Source organism: Stutzerimonas kunmingensis (genome assembly GCF_021432085.1).
Classification (GTDB): Bacteria; Pseudomonadota; Gammaproteobacteria; order Pseudomonadales; family Pseudomonadaceae; genus Stutzerimonas.
The window spans coordinates 646,063-662,675 of the sequence record NZ_CP090366.1 but is presented as its reverse complement, the minus strand read 5'-3'; the positions used below and the strand labels follow the sequence as shown (position 1 = coordinate 662,675).

The 16,613-nt window shown below is 61.1% G+C and carries 14 protein-coding genes and 2 tRNA genes; 2 read left to right on the top strand and 14 right to left on the bottom strand.

Translation table 11 applies throughout. The annotated features are described in order from the left end of the window. Positions 1–3: 3 nt before the first annotated feature. The 8 genes from dnaB to rnr form a co-directional block, all read right to left on the bottom strand. Positions 4–1,398 carry a replicative DNA helicase gene (gene dnaB / locus LW136_RS03045; RefSeq protein WP_014819054.1) on the bottom strand — a complete coding sequence of 465 codons (1,395 nt, stop codon included), beginning with the start codon at positions 1,396–1,398 and terminating at the stop codon, positions 4–6. Positions 1,399–1,501: 103 nt separating this feature from the next. Then, positions 1,502–1,948 carry a 50S ribosomal protein L9 gene (gene rplI / locus LW136_RS03040; RefSeq protein ID WP_014819053.1) on the bottom strand — a complete coding sequence of 149 codons (447 nt, stop codon included), beginning with the start codon at positions 1,946–1,948 and terminating at the stop codon, positions 1,502–1,504. Between the two features lie 21 nt (positions 1,949–1,969). Further along, entirely contained in the window at positions 1,970–2,863 is an 894-nt protein-coding gene (locus tag LW136_RS03035) for a YybS family protein (RefSeq protein ID WP_234174630.1), read from the bottom strand. A gap of 34 nt (positions 2,864–2,897) precedes the next feature. Further along, positions 2,898–3,128 carry a 30S ribosomal protein S18 gene (rpsR, locus tag LW136_RS03030; protein WP_003283112.1) on the bottom strand — a complete coding sequence of 77 codons (231 nt, stop codon included), beginning with the start codon at positions 3,126–3,128 and terminating at the stop codon, positions 2,898–2,900. A 28-nt stretch (positions 3,129–3,156) separates the two neighbouring features. Continuing rightward, entirely contained in the window at positions 3,157–3,573 is a 417-nt protein-coding gene (gene rpsF / locus LW136_RS03025) for a 30S ribosomal protein S6 (protein WP_003298557.1), read from the bottom strand. Between the two features lie 179 nt (positions 3,574–3,752). After that, positions 3,753–5,930 carry a PAS domain-containing protein gene (locus LW136_RS03020; RefSeq protein WP_234174629.1) on the bottom strand — a complete coding sequence of 726 codons (2,178 nt, stop codon included), beginning with the start codon at positions 5,928–5,930 and terminating at the stop codon, positions 3,753–3,755. A 167-nt stretch (positions 5,931–6,097) separates the two neighbouring features. Further along, positions 6,098–6,853 (bottom strand): 23S rRNA (guanosine(2251)-2'-O)-methyltransferase RlmB, encoded by a 756-nt coding sequence (gene rlmB / locus LW136_RS03015; RefSeq protein WP_234174628.1) that lies wholly within the window; start codon positions 6,851–6,853, stop codon positions 6,098–6,100. Further along, entirely contained in the window at positions 6,850–9,354 is a 2,505-nt protein-coding gene (gene rnr / locus LW136_RS03010) for a ribonuclease R (RefSeq protein WP_014819049.1), read from the bottom strand. Before rnr ends, rlmB begins: the two co-directional genes overlap by 4 nt. 204 nt (positions 9,355–9,558) lie before the next feature. Here rnr and LW136_RS03005 point away from each other — a divergent pair. Both LW136_RS03005 and LW136_RS03000 read left to right on the top strand, forming a co-directional pair. Further along, positions 9,559–9,645 (top strand) — tRNA-Leu (locus tag LW136_RS03005). Between the two features lie 115 nt (positions 9,646–9,760). Beyond that, positions 9,761–9,847 (top strand) — tRNA-Leu (locus LW136_RS03000). A 138-nt stretch (positions 9,848–9,985) separates the two neighbouring features. Here the strand turns inward: LW136_RS03000 and LW136_RS02995 are convergent. The 6 genes from LW136_RS02995 to hfq all read right to left on the bottom strand — a co-directional run bounded on the left by LW136_RS02995 (position 9,986) and on the right by hfq (position 16,550). Continuing rightward, positions 9,986–11,281, bottom strand: a complete 1,296-nt coding sequence (locus LW136_RS02995) for an adenylosuccinate synthase (RefSeq protein WP_230357746.1) — start codon at positions 11,279–11,281, stop codon at positions 9,986–9,988. Between the two features lie 87 nt (positions 11,282–11,368). Further along, on the bottom strand, positions 11,369–12,556 hold the full coding sequence (locus tag LW136_RS02990) for an ATP phosphoribosyltransferase regulatory subunit (protein ID WP_042928100.1): 1,188 nt from the start codon (positions 12,554–12,556) through the stop codon (positions 11,369–11,371). A gap of 280 nt (positions 12,557–12,836) precedes the next feature. After that, a complete protein-coding gene (gene hflC, locus LW136_RS02985; protein WP_003298550.1) occupies positions 12,837–13,703 on the bottom strand; it encodes a protease modulator HflC in 867 nt (288 codons plus the stop codon). Beyond that, positions 13,703–14,884, bottom strand: coding sequence for an FtsH protease activity modulator HflK (gene hflK, locus LW136_RS02980; RefSeq protein WP_230357747.1), 1,182 nt, complete (start codon positions 14,882–14,884; stop codon positions 13,703–13,705). Before hflK ends, hflC begins: the two co-directional genes overlap by 1 nt. A 98-nt stretch (positions 14,885–14,982) precedes the next feature. Next, positions 14,983–16,284, bottom strand: coding sequence for a ribosome rescue GTPase HflX (gene hflX, locus LW136_RS02975; protein ID WP_023443674.1), 1,302 nt, complete (start codon positions 16,282–16,284; stop codon positions 14,983–14,985). 11 nt (positions 16,285–16,295) lie between these two features. Then, positions 16,296–16,550 (bottom strand): RNA chaperone Hfq, encoded by a 255-nt coding sequence (hfq, locus tag LW136_RS02970; protein ID WP_003298547.1) that lies wholly within the window; start codon positions 16,548–16,550, stop codon positions 16,296–16,298. Positions 16,551–16,613: the final 63 nt, after the last annotated feature.

Below are 16,613 nucleotides of genomic sequence, written 5' to 3'. Positions count from 1 at the left end.
CGCTCACTCGTCGTCGAACTGGTAGCTGCCCGGTGCCAGGTTCTCGAAGCGTGAATAGCGGCCGAGGAACGCCAGACGCGTTGTGCCGATCGGGCCGTTACGCTGCTTGCCGATGATAATTTCGGCGACGCCCTTGTACTCGGTTTCGGGGTGATAGACCTCGTCCCGGTAGACGAACATGATGATGTCGGCGTCCTGCTCGATTGCCCCCGATTCACGCAAGTCGGAGTTCACCGGGCGCTTGTTGGGGCGCTGTTCGAGCGAGCGGTTGAGCTGCGAGAGGGCGATCACCGGACAGTTGAATTCCTTGGCGAGGCCCTTGAGCGAGCGCGAAATCTCGGAAATCTCGTTGGTCCGGTTGTCGCCGCTTGAGCCTGGGATCTGCATCAGCTGCAGGTAGTCGACCATGATCATGGCGATCTCGCCGTGCTCACGGGCCAGGCGCCGGGTCCGCGCACGCATCTCCGAGGGGCTGATTCCCGCGGTGTCGTCGATGAACAGCTTGCGGTCGTTGAGCAGGTTGACGGCCGAGGTCAGTCGCGGCCAGTCGTCGTCCTCGAGCTTACCGGCACGGACCTTGGTCTGATCGATGCGACCAAGCGAGGCGAGCATACGAATGACGATGGAGTCCGCGGGCATTTCCAGGGAAAACACCAGTACCGCCTTGTCGGTGCGTAGCACGGCATTCTCGACAAGGTTCATGGCGAATGTCGTCTTACCCATGGACGGACGACCGGCAACGATGATCAGGTCAGCCGGTTGCAGTCCGTTGGTGGCTTCGTCGAGATCGGTAAAGCCGGTGGACAGGCCGGTGATCGCCTCACCCGCATTGAAGAGGGTGTCGATACGATCGATGGCTTTGACCAGAATGTCGTTGATGCCGATCGGTCCGCCGGTCTTGGGCCGCGCTTCGGCGATCTGGAAGATCAGGCGCTCGGCTTCGTCGAGAATTTCTTCGCCGGTACGCCCCTGTGGCGCGTAGGCGCTGTCGGCGATCTCGTTGCTGATGCCGATCAGCTGGCGCAATGTGGCGCGCTCGCGAATGATCTGCGCGTAGGCCTTGATGTTCGCCACCGAAGGCGTGTTCTTCGCCAGCTCACCGAGATAGGCCAGGCCGCCGACCTGCGGCAGGTGCCCTTCCTTGTCCAGTTGCTCGGACAGGGTGACCACGTCGAACGGCGAGTTGCGCTCGGCCAGGGTGAAGATGGCGCGGAAGATGAGGCGATGATCGTGGCGATAGAAATCGCCATCGGACACCTGGTCGAGCACGCGCTCCCAGGCATTGTTGTCCAGCATCAGGCCGCCAAGCACCGCCTGCTCTGCCTCGATGGAGTGCGGCGGTACCTTGAGCGCTGCGGTTTCCAGATCGTATTGCTGGGGGACACTGATGTCGTTCATGGCACTCGGAATTCGAAACTACAAAAAAACAAAGGGCACGTTCCACTCGCGTGGAAACGTGCCCGATGTTACTCGTCAGGCACCAGCGGTGCCAGACGATGGCTTAGCCGGCTACGACGATCAGCTTGACGGTCGCTTCGACGTCGGTGTGCAGGTGCACAGCTACGTCGTACTCACCAACCTGACGGATGGTGCCGTTCGGCAGACGGACTTCGCTCTTCGCTACTTCAACGCCAGAGGCGGTCAGTGCGTCGGCGATGTCGTGAGTGCCGATGGAACCGAACAGCTTGCCCTCATCGCCCGCGGTAGCGGTGATGGTGACTTCCAGTTCGGCCAGCTGAGCGGCGCGAGTTTCGGCAGAAGCCTTACGCTCGGCAGCAGCTTTTTCCAGGTCAGCACGACGAGCTTCGAACTCGGCGATGTTGGCTGCGGTAGCAGCAGTAGCCTTGCGCTGCGGCAGCAGGTAGTTGCGACCGTAACCAGACTTGACGTTTACCTTGTCGCCCAGGTTGCCCAGGTTTGCGACTTTTTCCAGCAGGATGACTTCCATTTGAGTCTTACCTCTTAACTTTTAACCTTCACCGTTCGCAGGTCCCGCGCCATTCTTACCGGCTGCGCGACCACGAAAATCAAACAGACTGTCGACAATGGCCAAAACGGCCAGTAACGGATAAATCAACTGCATGAACAGCACCAGCGTGACGTACAGCCCCACCAGCCAGAATCGCGGCAGACGCCCCTGAGCCACCAGCCCGTGCATTAGCGCGATACCGGCAAACACCAGCGGTACACTGCACAACGGCGTCAAAACCGCCAGCTGCGCACCCAGGTTCGGTCCAAGCAGCATGCCGACCAGCAGCAGCACCGCCAGCAGTGGCGGGAACCGCAGCGTACGAAACTCACTGCCGAAACCGCCCGGGTTGTACAACGCTGCCTGCCAGTAACGACCAAGCATCAGGCTAAGCAGGGTGACGACCTGCAGCAATGCAGCCAGAAGGCCGGTCAGTACCGGTGCCAACAAGGACTCCAAGCGTCCGCGCTCCTCCGCCGAAAGCTGCTGATAGGCGCCTGACAATGCGTCAGGCAACACTTTCTGCAGTTCGCTGGCCAGCGCCGCAATGGGCTCGCCGAACACCGCACCGAGCGCCCAGACATACAGCAGTCCAAGGCCCACACTGCACAACATCACCCGCACCCACGAAGCCTGACTGCGCAGCAGTAACGCCAGCCCCAGCGAGCCCAGCAATACCAGCAGGGTTCGCGGATCGCCGAAGTACCACCAGGCCAGTGCCGGCAATACCGCCCAGACCAGCACACCCAACGCATCGTTGAGGCCACGGCGCAACAACACCAGGCTGCCCGCGGCTGCACTCAGCCAGAACAACATGGGCAACGCTGCAGCACCCGCCACCACGAAGATGGCTTGCATACGGCCGCGCATGATGAACTCAGCCAGGGCACGCATGCGATTTATCCTTTACTTCTGTCGACCAGCCGGATCAACGGCCGTGGCTGTCGGTGTAGGGCAGCAGGGCCAGGTAGCGGGCGCGCTTGATAGCGGTAGCCAGCTGACGCTGATAACGTGCCTTGGTTCCGGTGATACGGCTAGGAACGATCTTGCCGGTCTCGGAGATATAGGCCTTCAGGGTGTTGAGATCTTTGTAGTCGATCTCTTTCACGCCTTCGGCGGTGAAACGGCAGAACTTACGACGACGGAAAAAACGTGCCATGAAATAGGCTCCTCAATAGATCCGTGGATTACTCGTCAGCGTTGTTATCGCTGTCACTGTCGCTCTCGTTAGAGCCGTCAGTGTTGTCAGGGCGATCACGACGCTCGCGGCGCTCGCTACGGTTTTCCTCGGCCTTGAGCATTTCAGACTGTTCGGTCTCGGCTTCGTCGCGACGAATGATCAGGTTACGGATGACGGCGTCGTTGTAGCGGAAGTTGTCTTCCAGCTCGGCCAGGGCCTTGCCACTGCACTCGACGTTCAGCATCACATAGTGAGCCTTGTGCACGTTGTTGATGGCGTAAGCCAGCTGACGACGGCCCCAGTCTTCCAGGCGGTGAATCTTGCCACCGTCTTCTTCGATCAGCTTGGTGTAACGCTCCACCATGCCGCCGACCTGCTCGCTCTGGTCCGGGTGAACCAGAAAGATGATTTCGTAATGACGCATAATTGCTCCTTACGGGTTGCAGCCTGCCGACTAAGCGGTCAGGCAAGGAGTGAATGACTTGTTGTCTTGCTTGCAGGTAGGCGCGCAAACGCCTGCCGTCCAGGCAAGGGGCGCCATTCTAGAGAAGGGCTGACAGCGGCGCAAGGCGAACTGGTGAATATTTAACCAGCTTTAGACATTCAGTTGCGCAGCGCTGCACGCTCGGCGCGAATACCATCGAGCAGCTCGCGAACCTGGTGGATATCGTACGGCTTCAGCATGGTACGCAACCGATCGAGGCCCACATCCGAAGCATTGACCGCATAGCCCGAGGCGATCACCAGCGATAACCTCGGGTGACGCGCACTAGCTTCACGCGCCAGATCGATTCCGCTCATCCCGGCCAGGCCGACATCCGTCAGCAGCACGTCGAAAGGCTGCTGCCCCAGCGCCTCCAAGGCCTCTTCCGCTGTCTCGCTTGCGACGACCTGATGCCCTAGCTCCATCATCACTTCACCGGTAAGCATGCGCAGGGTCGGGTCATCCTCGACGAAGAGGATCTTCAGACTGGCATCATCGGCCGCCGGGTTTTTCACGACATCGTCAGGCTGCGGGTCGCCCGCCACCGCTTTGGCCGGACCTGCCAAGAGATCACCTCCCGCGCCCTGCCGCTGCCCGTCATCGACGCAGCGCGGCAAATGCACATGCACGGCGGTACCACCGCGCTCGCCGCTCTCCAGCGTAACGAAGCCACCGCTCTGCTTGACGAATCCATAAACCATGCTCAAGCCGAGACCGGAGGCATTGCAGTCCTGCTTGGTGGTGAAGAAGGGTTCGAATGCCCGCGCGCGCACGTCGTCACTCATACCGCCGCCCTCGTCGATGACACTGAGCAGGACGTAATCGCCACGCGAGTTGCCAGGCGCATCCTCGCCCAGCTGGCGATTCTCCAGACGCAGCACCACACGTCCGCTACCCGCCATCGCATCGCGCGCGTTGGAAGCGAGGTTCAACACTACGCTCTGCAGATTGCCGACATCGGCGAACACCGGCCATGGCTCGCCCAGCACCTCCAGCTCCAGCTGTACCGCCGACCCCAACGCCCCATTTAGCAGCTCGTGCATCTGCTCAAGCAGCTCCGGCAAGTGCACCTGGCGCGGCAACAATGGTTGGCGGCTGGCGAAAGCCAGCAGCTGCGACGCCAGACGCGCACCCTTCTCGACCCCGCTGACAGCCGAGTCCAACCGTCGCGCTGCAGTCTGATCGCTACCGAGACCACGCCGTAGCAGCTGCAGGTTGCCTCCGATGATCTGCAGCATGTTGTTGAAGTCGTGCGCGATGCCACCAGTCAGCTTGCCCACTGCCTCCAACCGCTGAGCCTGCTGCAGGGCCTGCTCAGCCACCTGTCGCTCGGCCTCACTTTGCTGCAGCGCCAGGGTTCGCTCACGGACCAGCTCTTCCAGGTGATCGCGATAACGCTGCAGCTCCGCCTCGTTGCGCTGCTGCTCGGTCACATCCTGCCCTTGAACGAAGATGCCAATGACCCCGCCGTCGTTCTCGACGATCGGCTGCAAAACGAAATCCAGAATCGCTTCCTGTGGCTCCTTGTCCGGATACCGTCTCAGGAACAGCGATACACGTTTGCCGACATACGGCTGACCGGTGCGATAGACCTCGTCGAGCAGACCGATGAGGGCCTGCCCCTCGATCTCGGGCAATCCCTCGCGAACCGTCTTGCCAAGCAGCTGACGGTGTCCGGTGACCTGCCGATAGGCATCATTGACCAGTTCATATACATGATCAGGGCCGCGCAGAAAGCAGACGAACCCAGGCGCCTGCGCGAACAGACGGCGCAGCTGCTCGCCTTCGGACTGCAGCAGCCTGGCACGGGACATTACGCCTTGCTCCAACTGCTGCAAGGGCTGCAAGGGCTGCCGACCGGCTGCCGCCTGACTCAACGAATCTTTCATTGCCTGCAGCTCGGTAATGTCCGAGGTGTGCTGCAGAATCGCAACGACCTCTCCTTGCTCATCCAGGATTGGCGTGTGCGTGGCGCTCCAGTAACGATCCTCGTAAACCGGGCCAAGCGGCGTTTGTCGCGCGATGGAGTAACGAATCACCGGCAACGTATCGACTGCCTTGCGGCTGAGCACCCGCGCAAACGAATCGAGCAACTCTTGCACTCGGGTCATCTCGGGACTGAGCGGATCGGCAGCGAAGGCTTCATGAAGGCGCTGCCCCTGGATATCCGTCAGTTTTCGCCCGGTAAGCGTCAGGTAAGCGGCATTCGCATCCAGAATGACCAGGTCACGATCAAGCAGGACATAAGCATTCGGGGATAGCCGGAACAGACTTTCGAAAGACGGGCGCTGCTGCATACAACCTCCATGGTACGAGCCTGACGCCGCGTAACTAACCCAGCAAGGCTCCGGCAGCACCCGGAGCCCTCAAGCAAAATATGACGAGAAGCCGCTATCCGCGGACGGGCCTGGACACCGATTGACCACAAAAAGGTCAATCGGTTTCAGATCAGCAGGTCAGGCGTTCAGCCAGCGACCTTGGCGCTCTTGCGCTGACGCAGCGCCTCGAACAGGCATACGCCGGTCGCCACAGAAACGTTCAGACTGCTGACGCTGCCGGCCATGGGCAGGCGTACCAGATAATCACAGTGTTCACGCGTCAGGCGCCGCATACCGCGACCCTCGGCACCCATGATAAGCACGATGGGCCCGGTGAGATCCTGATCGTAGAGTGATTGCTCGGCTTCGCCCGCCGTCCCCACGACCCATAATCCACGCTGCTGCAGCTTCTCCAGCGTACGCGCAAGGTTGGTCACGGCGACCAGCGGAATCACTTCCGCCGCACCGCAGGCAACCTTGCGCACGGTGGCATTGAGAGTGGCCGATTTGTCCTTCGGCACGATCACGGCGAGCGCACCGGCCGCGTCCGCGGTGCGCAGACAGGCACCGAGGTTGTGCGGATCCGTCACACCATCCAGCACCAATAGCAGCGGCGGGCCATCGGCGCGATCAAGCAACTCCTCGAGCATGGCCTCACCCCATACCTGGCTGGGGCTCACCTCGGCGACCACACCCTGATGCACGCCTTCGACCCAGGCATCCATCTCCCGCCGCTCACACTGCCCGACACTCACACGTGCCTGAGCAGCCAGCTCGATCACCATCTGGGCGCGCGGATCGCCGCGCCCCTCTGCCAGCCATACCTGCTTGACGCGCTTGGGATGATGGCGCAGCAATGCCTCGACAGCGTGCAGGCCGTAGATCTTTTCCACCTGACTCATGACTTGGCCTTGCGCTTTCTGGCACCGCCACTCGAGCCGGTGGGTTTGTCACCTGACTTGGCTGCAGATTTCGGCTTGGTCGAGCCTGATCGCGACTTGCTCCCGCCCGCAGCCTTCTCGCTCTTGCCCTTCCTGCCGCCCTTCGCCTCGGCGAGCAATGCCTTCTTCAGCTCTCGACTCTTGCGCACATCGGCATTGCCCGGCTCGCGTCCACGGCTCGCACCGTCACGCTGCCCCGGAGCAGACTTGGTACCACCACCGATCAGCTCGAAATCGATCTTGCGCTCATCCAGATCGACGCGCATGACGCGCACCTCGACGCTGTCACCGAGACGGAAACTGCGCCCACTGCGCTCACCGGACAACCGGTGGTGCAACGGATCGAAGTGGTAGTAGTCGCCCGGCATGGCAGTGACATGCACCAGCCCTTCTACGTAGATGTCGGTCAGCTCGACGAACAGGCCGAAACCAGTCACCGCAGTAATCACGCCAGGGAAGGCCTCGCCGACACGATCCTTCATGAACTCGCACTTGAGCCAGTTAGTGACGTCGCGGGTAGCTTCGTCGGCGCGTCGCTCTGTCATCGAGCATTGCTCGCCCAGCTGCTCCAGCGCGGCCTCGTCGTACGGATAGATTCGCGCCTTGGGCATGCTGGTGGCGCCTTCGCGGCGCACATGAGGCGTGTCTCGACGGGAGCGGATGACACTGCGAATGGCGCGGTGCACTAGCAGATCGGGGTAACGCCTGATTGGCGAAGTGAAGTGGGCGTAAGCCTCGTAGTTCAGGCCAAAGTGACCATTGTTCTCGGCGCTGTATACGGCCTGACTCAGCGAGCGCAGCATGACCGTCTGGATCACATGGAAATCCGGGCGCCCCTGAATCTGCTCCAGCAGCGCCTGGTAATCCTTCGGCGTCGGACCTTCCTTGCCCTTGTGCAACGAGAGACCCAGTTCACCGAGAAAGGCGCGCAGCTTTTCCTGACGCTCCAGCGGCGGCGCATCGTGGACACGATAAAGCGCTGGGATCTCATGCTTCTGCAGGAATGCCGCCGTGGCGACGTTGGCGCAGAGCATGCACTCCTCGATCAGCTTGTGCGCATCGTTGCGCTCGGTCGGCTTGATCTCGGCGATCTTGCGGTCGGCACCGAAGACGATACGCGTTTCCTGGGTCTCGAAATCGATCGCGCCGCGGGTATGACGCGCCTTGAGCAGCACCTTGTAGAGCGAATAGAGCTGTTTGAGATGCGGCAACACTTCGGCGTACTCCCCGCTCAGCCGCTTGCCTTCGGCTGACTTGGGCTGCTCCAGCATCGCGCTGACCTTGTTGTAGGTCAGTCGCGCATGGGAATGAATCACCGCCTCGTAGAACTGGTAGTCGGTCATCTTTCCCGACTTGCTCAGCGTGATCTCGCAGACCATGGCCAGGCGATCGACCTGCGGATTCAGCGAACAGAGCCCGTTGGAAAGCTGCTCAGGCAGCATCGGCACCACCCGCTCAGGGAAGTACACCGAGTTGCCGCGAACCACGGCCTCCTTATCGAGCGCCGAGTCGACCTTGACGTAGTGCGACACGTCGGCAATGGCGACATACAGGCGGAAACCTCCTGTCAGGAGCTTCCAGCCGCCAGGCTTCTCGCAATAGACCGCATCGTCGAAGTCGCGCGCGTCCTCACCATCGATGGTCACGAACGGTAGATGCCGCAGATCGACGCGCTTGTGCTTGTCCTTTTCCTCGACCTCGGGCTTCAGCCGGGACGCTTCCTTCAGCACCGCTTCCGGCCAGACATGCGGGATATCGAAGCTGCGTAGCGCCACGTCGATTTCCATGCCCGGCGCCATGTAGTTGCCGATCACTTCGACGATGTCGCCCTGCGGCTGGAAGCGCTGGGTCGGCCAGTGAGTGATCTTGACCTCGACAAACTGCCCCGGTTTGGCGTCGAGCGCGCGGCCCGGCGTCACCAGCACTTCCTGCTGGATTTTCGGGTTGTCAGGAATGACAAAACCGACGTCGCTCTCAATGTGGTAGCGACCAACGATGCTTTCGTGAGCCCGACTGATCACTTCAACGATCGCGCCCTCACGACGCCCACGCCGATCAAGCCCGGCAACGCGCGCCAGACAGCGGTCGCCGTCGAACACCAGGCGCATCTGCGCGGGGCTGAGAAACAGGTCATCGCTGCCGTCATCCGGGATGAGAAAGCCGAAGCCGTCGCGGTGCCCACTGACGCGACCGCAGACCAGGTCCAGCTTGTCCACCGGGGCATAGGTGCCGCGCCGGGTGTAGATTAGCTGACCATCGCGCTCCATCGCTCGCAGGCGGCGACGCAGCGCTTCGATATCTTCTTCGGACACCAGTCCGAACTCTTCAACCAGCTCTTCGCGGGCCGCCGGGGAGCCGCGCTCACCGAGATGCTGGAGAATCAGCTCGCGACTGGGAATGGGGTTGTCGTACTTTTCCGCTTCACGAGCGGCCTCGGGATCGAGGGATTGCCAATCGGCCATTAAGAGATGTCACCTTTCATTCATTTATAGGGCCAGAACGCCCTTCTTCTATTGAAGCGCGAATCGCTCCCGGACGGCAGCTTTCACGCGAATTATTTTTCGCCATCAGGGGTTTACAAGGCCAAACCTCAGCCGTATAGTTCGCGCCCACAATGTCTGGCAGACGTTGTAACACGGAAACGGCTTAGTATCATCGTTTCTAGTGCCCAGGTGGCGGAATTGGTAGACGCACTAGGTTCAGGTCCTAGCGGTGGCAACACCGTGGAAGTTCGAGTCTTCTCCTGGGCACCACTTATTCAAATGAAACCCGCTGCGACATGGCGAGTCTCATGCAAGACGAAGAAGCCGACTTCGGCCGATCTGATCGGTGAAATGGCAAAAAGCCGGTGAGCAATCATCGCAATGTGCCCAGGTGGCGGAATTGGTAGACGCACTAGGTTCAGGTCCTAGCGGTGGCAACACCGTGGAAGTTCGAGTCTTCTCCTGGGCACCACTCTTCAAGAAAAAACCGAGCCTTGGCTCGGTTTTTTCGTTTCGGCGAGCAACTGATTGAACTACCCCTTTCGATAGCCGGCCACGCCAGACAAAAGAAGACCGCCCGAAGGCGGTCTTTTTGTACCTGCAGCCTAGATCAGGCGTAAGGATGGCGCAGCACAATGGTTTCGTTGCGATCCGGGCCGGTGGAGATGATATCCACCGGCGCCTCGACCAACTCCTCGAGACGCTTGATGTACGCGCGCGCATTGGCGGGCAGCTCATCAAGGGTCTTCGCACCAACAGTCGACTCGCTCCAGCCCGGCATCTCTTCGTATACCGGCTGCAGGCCGTCATAGCTGTCCGCATCGGTCGGCGCGTCAACCAGAACATCGCCGTTACGATCCTTGTAACCGACACATATGCGGATGGTTTCCAGACCATCGAGCACGTCGAGCTTGGTCAGGCAGATGCCGGATATACTGTTGATCTCGATGGCGCGACGCAGGATCACTGCATCGAACCAGCCGCAGCGCCGCGCACGACCGGTAGTGGAACCGAACTCGTGACCGCGCTCGGCCAGGCGAGCACCGATATCATCGAACAGCTCGGTCGGGAACGGACCGGAACCCACGCGCGTGGTGTATGCCTTGGTGATACCGAGAATGTAATCCAGATACAGTGGACCGAAGCCCGAACCGGTGGCAGTGCCGCCGGCAGTGGTGCTGGAGCTGGTAACGTAGGGATAGGTGCCATGGTCGATGTCCAGCAGCGAGCCCTGCGCGCCCTCGAACATGATGCAGGCACCCTGCTTGCGCAGCTCGTGCAGGCGGGCGGTGACATCGGTGATCAACGGCTTGAGGATTTCCGCATAGCCGAGCGCCTCATCTAGGGTCTTCTGGAAATCAACCGGCTCGACCTTGTAGAAGTTCTGCAGCACGAAGTTGTGGTATTCCAGCAGCTCGCGCAGCTTGACCGCGAAGCGCTCCGGGTTGAACAGGTCAGCAATGCGCAGGCCGCGACGTGCAACCTTGTCCTCGTAAGCCGGGCCAATGCCACGACCCGTCGTGCCGATCTTGCCTTCCGAGCGCGAAGCCTCACGCGCCTGATCCAGCGCCACGTGGTACGGCAGGATCAGCGTGCAGGACGGACTGATGCGCAGGCGCTCGCGTACCGGCACGCCCTTTTCTTCCAGCTTGGTGATCTCACGCAGCAGCGCATCGGGAGCGACCACCACGCCGTTGCCGATCAGACACTGCACATTGTTACGCAGGATGCCGGACGGAATCAGGTGCAGCACGGTCTTCTCACCGTCGATGACCAGGGTATGCCCGGCATTGTGGCCGCCCTGGTAACGCACGACGGCAGCCGCCTGATCGGTCAGCAGATCGACGATCTTGCCCTTGCCCTCATCACCCCACTGGGTGCCCAGGACCACGACGTTCTTACCCATAACCCTCTGTCCTCTTCGGCGAAGCATGCCGGTCGCAACCGGCGATAATCGAAACCAGGCCAGCGCCGCAGCGCGGCGCCACAGCCATCAGGACGCCAGCGAAGCCACCGTCCAAACACCATCCTTCAATTGCAATTGCCGGTCGCAGCCGAGCTGCGCAGCATCGGCTCGCGACTGCCCATCAAGGGCTTGCACCACGCGCTCACCCTGACGCCGCAGCTGACGGACCGCATCCCACAGACCCGGTTCACCGTCTTGCGGCGCCCAAACGCCCGACACAGGCGCGGAAAGATCAGCACTGCCCAGACTGACCAGCGTCTTCAGGTCGGTGGAGAAACCCGTCGCCGGGCGTGCGCGACCGAAGTCGGCACCAATGTCGTCATAACGACCACCCTGCGCGATCGACTGACCGACGCCGGGTACGAACACCGCGAACACCACTCCAGTATGGTAGTGATAGCCACGCAACTCGCCCAAATCGAAATACAGCGGCACATCCGGATAACGCGCTGCCAGCTGATCGGCAATGGCCGTCAGCGTTTCCAGCGCGGCCCGCACCTCGGCGGGCGCAGCCGCCAGCGCCATACGCGCCTGATCGAGCACTTCCCGTCCGCCGCACAGCCGCGCCAGCGCGCGCAGCATGCCGGTCAATGCAGGATCGAGCGCAGCAGTCTGCTCGGCAATCTCGTCCATCGCCTTGCGCTGCAGCGCATCGAACAACCGCTGCTCGGCTTCGCCGCTCAGCCCGGCAGCCTTGGCCAGACCGCGATAGATGCCCACATGCCCGAGATCCATATGCACATCCGGCACCTCGGCAAGCTCGAGCATTTCCAGCATCAGACTGATGACCTCGATATCACTGGCAGCAGACGCATCACCATACAGCTCAGCCCCCAACTGGATAGGGCTGCGCGAGGTGGAAAGCGCCTGCGGCTTGGCATGCAACACACTACCGGCATAGCACAGGCGACTGGGACCTTCGCGACGCAGGGTATGCGCGTCGACCCGGGCCACTTGTGGCGTGATATCAGCCCGCAGCCCCATCTGGCGACCGGAAAGCGGGTCGATGACCTTGAACGTACGCAGATCCAGATCCTGCCCGGAACCGGTGAGCAACGACTCGAGAAACTCCACGTGCGGGGTGATGACCAGCTCGTAGCCCCAGCACTGGAACAGGTCCAGCACGCGCCGACGCGCCGTTTCGATACGCGCCGCCTCCGGCGGCAGCACCTCTTCGATGCCATCTGGCAAAAGCCAGCGGTCTACCGTTGCCATTCGCGAAATCACCTCTCGTTCCGGTAAGCCCAGACGAAAACCGCGGCAGCAGCCTTAGCCGGCCTTCGGTCGCGTGCAGTTGTATTCGAACCATGGCATCCGAGCCATGCCCTGTGAAGGGATCGGCATGACCGCTGCATGCCTGGGATAGCCTGCGACCTCAAGGGCACAGACGCAAAAAAGCCGGGATTTTCCCGGCTGGCGGATCATAGCAATCTTTTCTCTAACGGTCACCCGACGGCACGGCCGTGCCGCCGGGGAACCTTCATCTCGCCATCAACTAGTTGCTCTTTTCCAGATAACGGAAGAAATCGCTCTTCGGATCGAGCACCAAGACGTCTTCCTTGCTGGAGAAGCTCTCGCGATAAGCCTGCAGACTGCGATGGAAAGCATAGAACTCCTGATCCTGACCATACGCCGCGGCATAGATGGCAGCAGCCTGAGCATCGCCATCACCGCGCAGCTCCTCAGCCTCGCGGAACGCCTCGGCCAGCAGGACACGGCGCTGACGATCGGCGTCGGCACGGATACCTTCGGCTAGCTCTTTACCTTTGGCGCGATGCTCACGAGCCTCACGCTCACGCTCAGAGCTCATCCGCTCGAACACGCTGCGATTGACTTCCCGCGGCAGATCAATGCCCTTGACGCGCACATCGACCACTTCGATGCCCAGCTCCTGTTGAGCGGCGCGGTTCAGACTGGTTGTGACCTGAGCCATCAGCTCGTCACGCTGACCGGACACGGACTCGTGCAACGTGCGCTTACCGAACTGGTCACGCAACGCCGCCTCCAGACGGCGAGCCAGGCGCTCATCGGCAATCTGCTTCATCCCCGAGGTCGCGGTGTAGAAGCGCTCGGCATCATCCACACGCCACTTGGCGTAGGAGTCGACCATCAGCGCTTTCTTTTCCAGGGTCAGGAAACGGGAAGTCGTAGTATCCAGTGTCAGCAGTCGCGCATCGAATTTGCGCACCGAGTTCACGTACGGAATCTTCATGTGCAGGCCAGGCTTCACATCAGGCTCGACGATGCGGCCGAAGCGCAGCAGGACTGCACGCTCGGTCTGCGAGACGATGTAGAAGCTGTTCCACAGAACGATTGCCGCCACAACGCCCACGATCAGGGCGGTAAGGGATTTATTGCTCATCAGCGGCTCTCCCTCGTACGAACTTCACGCGGATCCAGCTCCAGCGGCAGACGTGTGCCCTGGGTAGCCGCGCCCGACGCAACTCCGGCCGGAGCCGGCGTGCTCGCACCACGACTGTTGATCATCTTGTCCAGCGGCAGATAGAGCAGGTTCTGCCCGCTGTCACCACTCACCATGACCTTGCTGGTATTGCTCATGACTTCCTGCATGGTTTCCAGATACAGGCGCTCGCGCGTCACTTCCGGCGCCTTGCGATATTCGGCGACCAGCTTGCTGAAGCGATCCGCCTCACCCTGAGCGCGGGAAATCACCGCGTCGCGGTAACCACTGGCTTCTTCCAGCATGCGCTGGGCCTGACCGCGGGCTTCGGGAATCACGCCATTGGCGTACGACTCGGCCTGGTTCTTTTCACGCTGCTCGTCTTCACGCGCGCGAATCACGTCATCGAACGCTTCCTGCACCTCACGCGGCGCAGCTGCGCTCTGCAGGTTGACCTGGGTGACGACGATACCTGTGGCGTAATTGTCAAGGAAACGCTGCAAGCGCTCCTTGACCTCGCCAGCCATCACTTCACGACCTTCAGTCAGCACCTGATCCATGGCGGTCGAACCCACCACATGCCGCACGGCGCTGTCGGTCGCATGTTGCAGGCTTACTTCAGGCTGATCGACATTGAGCACGAACGCCTGAAGATTGCTGATCTTGTACTGAACGGTGAGCGGCACCTCGATGATGTTCTCATCCTCGGTGAGCATCTGCCCCTGCTTGCTGTAAGAACGCTCGCGGGTGACGTTTTCCTGGAACTTGCGATCGATCGGCGGGAAGTAGATGTTCAGGCCCGGCCCGACCGTCTCGTGATACTTGCCGAAGCGCAGCACGACGGCCTGCTCCTGCTCGTCGACGATATAGATCGCATTGAACAGCCAGACAGCCAGCAGCACGACCAGGGCAATCCAAACCAGACCGAAGCCGCCGCGCTTGCCGCTGCCACCGAAATTGCTGCCGCCGCCACGCTTCTTGCCACCGAACATGCCGTTCAGGCTGTCCTGCAGCTTGCGGAAAGCCTCATCGAGATCCGGCGGGCCTTTCTGGTCGCCACCGCCACCACCGCGACGGCCACCGCCACCACTGCCCCAGGGATCCTGGTTGTTCGAGTTGCCACCCGGCTCATTCCAAGCCATAGCGCTCTCCATTCAAATAAAGCTAAAGGCGCGCCCACGGCGCGCCCACCAATGCTACAGAAAGCCCCGAACTACCGGCAAAATTGCCACTAGAGGCTTTATTGCAAAGTGTGTTGCTCGATGAACTCATCCACCCGCAACCCTTCGCGACTGATCAAGCGATTCAATTCGATTCTTGGCAAGCGAACTTCCAGCAGGCTGCCACCCTCGTCATCATGCGTTTCCCGCTGCACCGCGCTGAGCTCGAAGAACTGCGCCCGCAGCCGCCCGAGCCGCTGCGGCAGGCGCAGCGTCCCGACAAACAGATCGTTGCCCAACAGCTCGGCAATGGCCTGGCGCACCAGATCCAGCCCCAATCCATCACGAGCGGACACCCAGACACGCTGCGGCTTGCCATCGGCGTCGCGCTGAATCTGCGGCTCGATGCCCTCCATCAGGTCAACCTTGTTGTAGACCTCGAGCATCGGCAACTCGTTGGCACCGATCTCACCGAGCACCGCCAGCACCTGCTCGATCTGCTGATCGCGCTCTGGCTCGTGCGCATCGATGACATGCAAGAGAAGATCGGCGTTGCTGGACTCTTCCAGCGTAGCCCTGAAGGACTCCACCAACTTGTGTGGCAGATGACGGATGAAACCCACGGTGTCGGCCAGCACCACCGGCCCGACATCATCCAGCTCAAGCCGCCGCAACGTCGGATCGAGCGTGGCGAACAGCTGATTGGCCGCGTACACATCCGACTCGGTCAGCGCATTGAACAAGGTGGACTTGCCGGCGTTGGTGTAACCAACCAGCGACACGGAGGGTATATCGGCACGACGACGCCCGCGACGGGCCTGCTCGCGCTGACCGCGGACCTTTTCCAGACGCTGCTTGATTTGCCGGATGCGCACACGCAGCAAGCGGCGGTCGGTTTCCAGCTGAGTTTCACCCGGGCCACGCAGACCGATACCGCCCTTCTGTCGCTCAAGGTGAGTCCAGCCGCGAACCAGGCGCGTACTCATGTGCTCAAGCTGGGCCAGTTCGACCTGTAGCTTGCCTTCATGGGTGCGCGCGCGCTGGGCGAAGATATCCAGAATCAGACCGGTACGATCCAGCACGCGACATTCGAGCGCTCGCTCGAGGTTGCGCTCCTGGCTAGGCGTCAGGGTGTGATTGAAGATCACCAACTCGGCCTCGCCATCCTTGACGAGGTCATGCAGCTCCTCGACCTTGCCACTGCCGATCAGGAACTTGGCGGACGGCTGATGCCGGGCGACATTAACGAAGCCAACCGCCTCGGCGCCTGCCGAGCGCGCCAGCTCCTGGAATTCCTGAGGGTCCTCGCGCGCCGCGGGGTCCTGGCCGTCCAGGTGCACCAGGATAGCCCGCTCACCACCACCGGGACGTTCGAAGAACAAAGAAACCTACCTCAGTCGTTGCTCGACTCGGATTGCTCGGCATCACCAGCGGTCGGCAGGCGCACAGGGCGGCCCGGAACCACAGTGGAGATGGCGTGCTTGTAGACCATCTGGCTGACGGTGTTTTTCAGAAGAATGACGAACTGGTCGAAGGATTCGATCTGGCCCTGCAGCTTGATGCCGTTGACCAGATAGATGGAAACCGGGACGCGTTCCTTACGCAGTGTGTTGAGGTAAGGGTCTTGTAGCGAATGCCCTTTTGACATGTGCCGCACTCCTTAGAGGATCTGTTTTCATTAGTGTTCTAAAAGTACAACCGACGATCCACT

Bases quoted from the DNA above. Each gene is read 5' to 3' on its own strand.
- rnr (WP_014819049.1), bottom strand. From the start codon at position 9,354: ATGGCCGATTGGCAATCCCTCGATCCCGAGGCCGCTCGTGAAGCGGAA.
- LW136_RS03035 (WP_234174630.1), bottom strand. From the start codon at position 2,863: ATGCGTGCCCTGGCTGAGTTCATCATGCGCGGCCGTATGCAAGCCATC.
- hflC (WP_003298550.1), bottom strand. From the start codon at position 13,703: ATGAGCAATAAATCCCTTACCGCCCTGATCGTGGGCGTTGTGGCGGCA.
- hflK (WP_230357747.1), bottom strand. From the start codon at position 14,884: ATGGCTTGGAATGAGCCGGGTGGCAACTCGAACAACCAGGATCCCTGG.
- LW136_RS02995 (WP_230357746.1), bottom strand. From the start codon at position 11,281: ATGGGTAAGAACGTCGTGGTCCTGGGCACCCAGTGGGGTGATGAGGGC.
- rpsF (WP_003298557.1), bottom strand. From the start codon at position 3,573: ATGCGTCATTACGAAATCATCTTTCTGGTTCACCCGGACCAGAGCGAG.
- dnaB (WP_014819054.1), bottom strand. From the start codon at position 1,398: ATGAACGACATCAGTGTCCCCCAGCAATACGATCTGGAAACCGCAGCG.
- LW136_RS02990 (WP_042928100.1), bottom strand. From the start codon at position 12,556: ATGGCAACGGTAGACCGCTGGCTTTTGCCAGATGGCATCGAAGAGGTG.
- rpsR (WP_003283112.1), bottom strand. From the start codon at position 3,128: ATGGCACGTTTTTTCCGTCGTCGTAAGTTCTGCCGTTTCACCGCCGAA.
- rlmB (WP_234174628.1), bottom strand. From the start codon at position 6,853: ATGAGTCAGGTGGAAAAGATCTACGGCCTGCACGCTGTCGAGGCATTG.
- rplI (WP_014819053.1), bottom strand. From the start codon at position 1,948: ATGGAAGTCATCCTGCTGGAAAAAGTCGCAAACCTGGGCAACCTGGGC.
- hfq (WP_003298547.1), bottom strand. From the start codon at position 16,550: ATGTCAAAAGGGCATTCGCTACAAGACCCTTACCTCAACACACTGCGT.
- LW136_RS03020 (WP_234174629.1), bottom strand. From the start codon at position 5,930: ATGCAGCAGCGCCCGTCTTTCGAAAGTCTGTTCCGGCTATCCCCGAAT.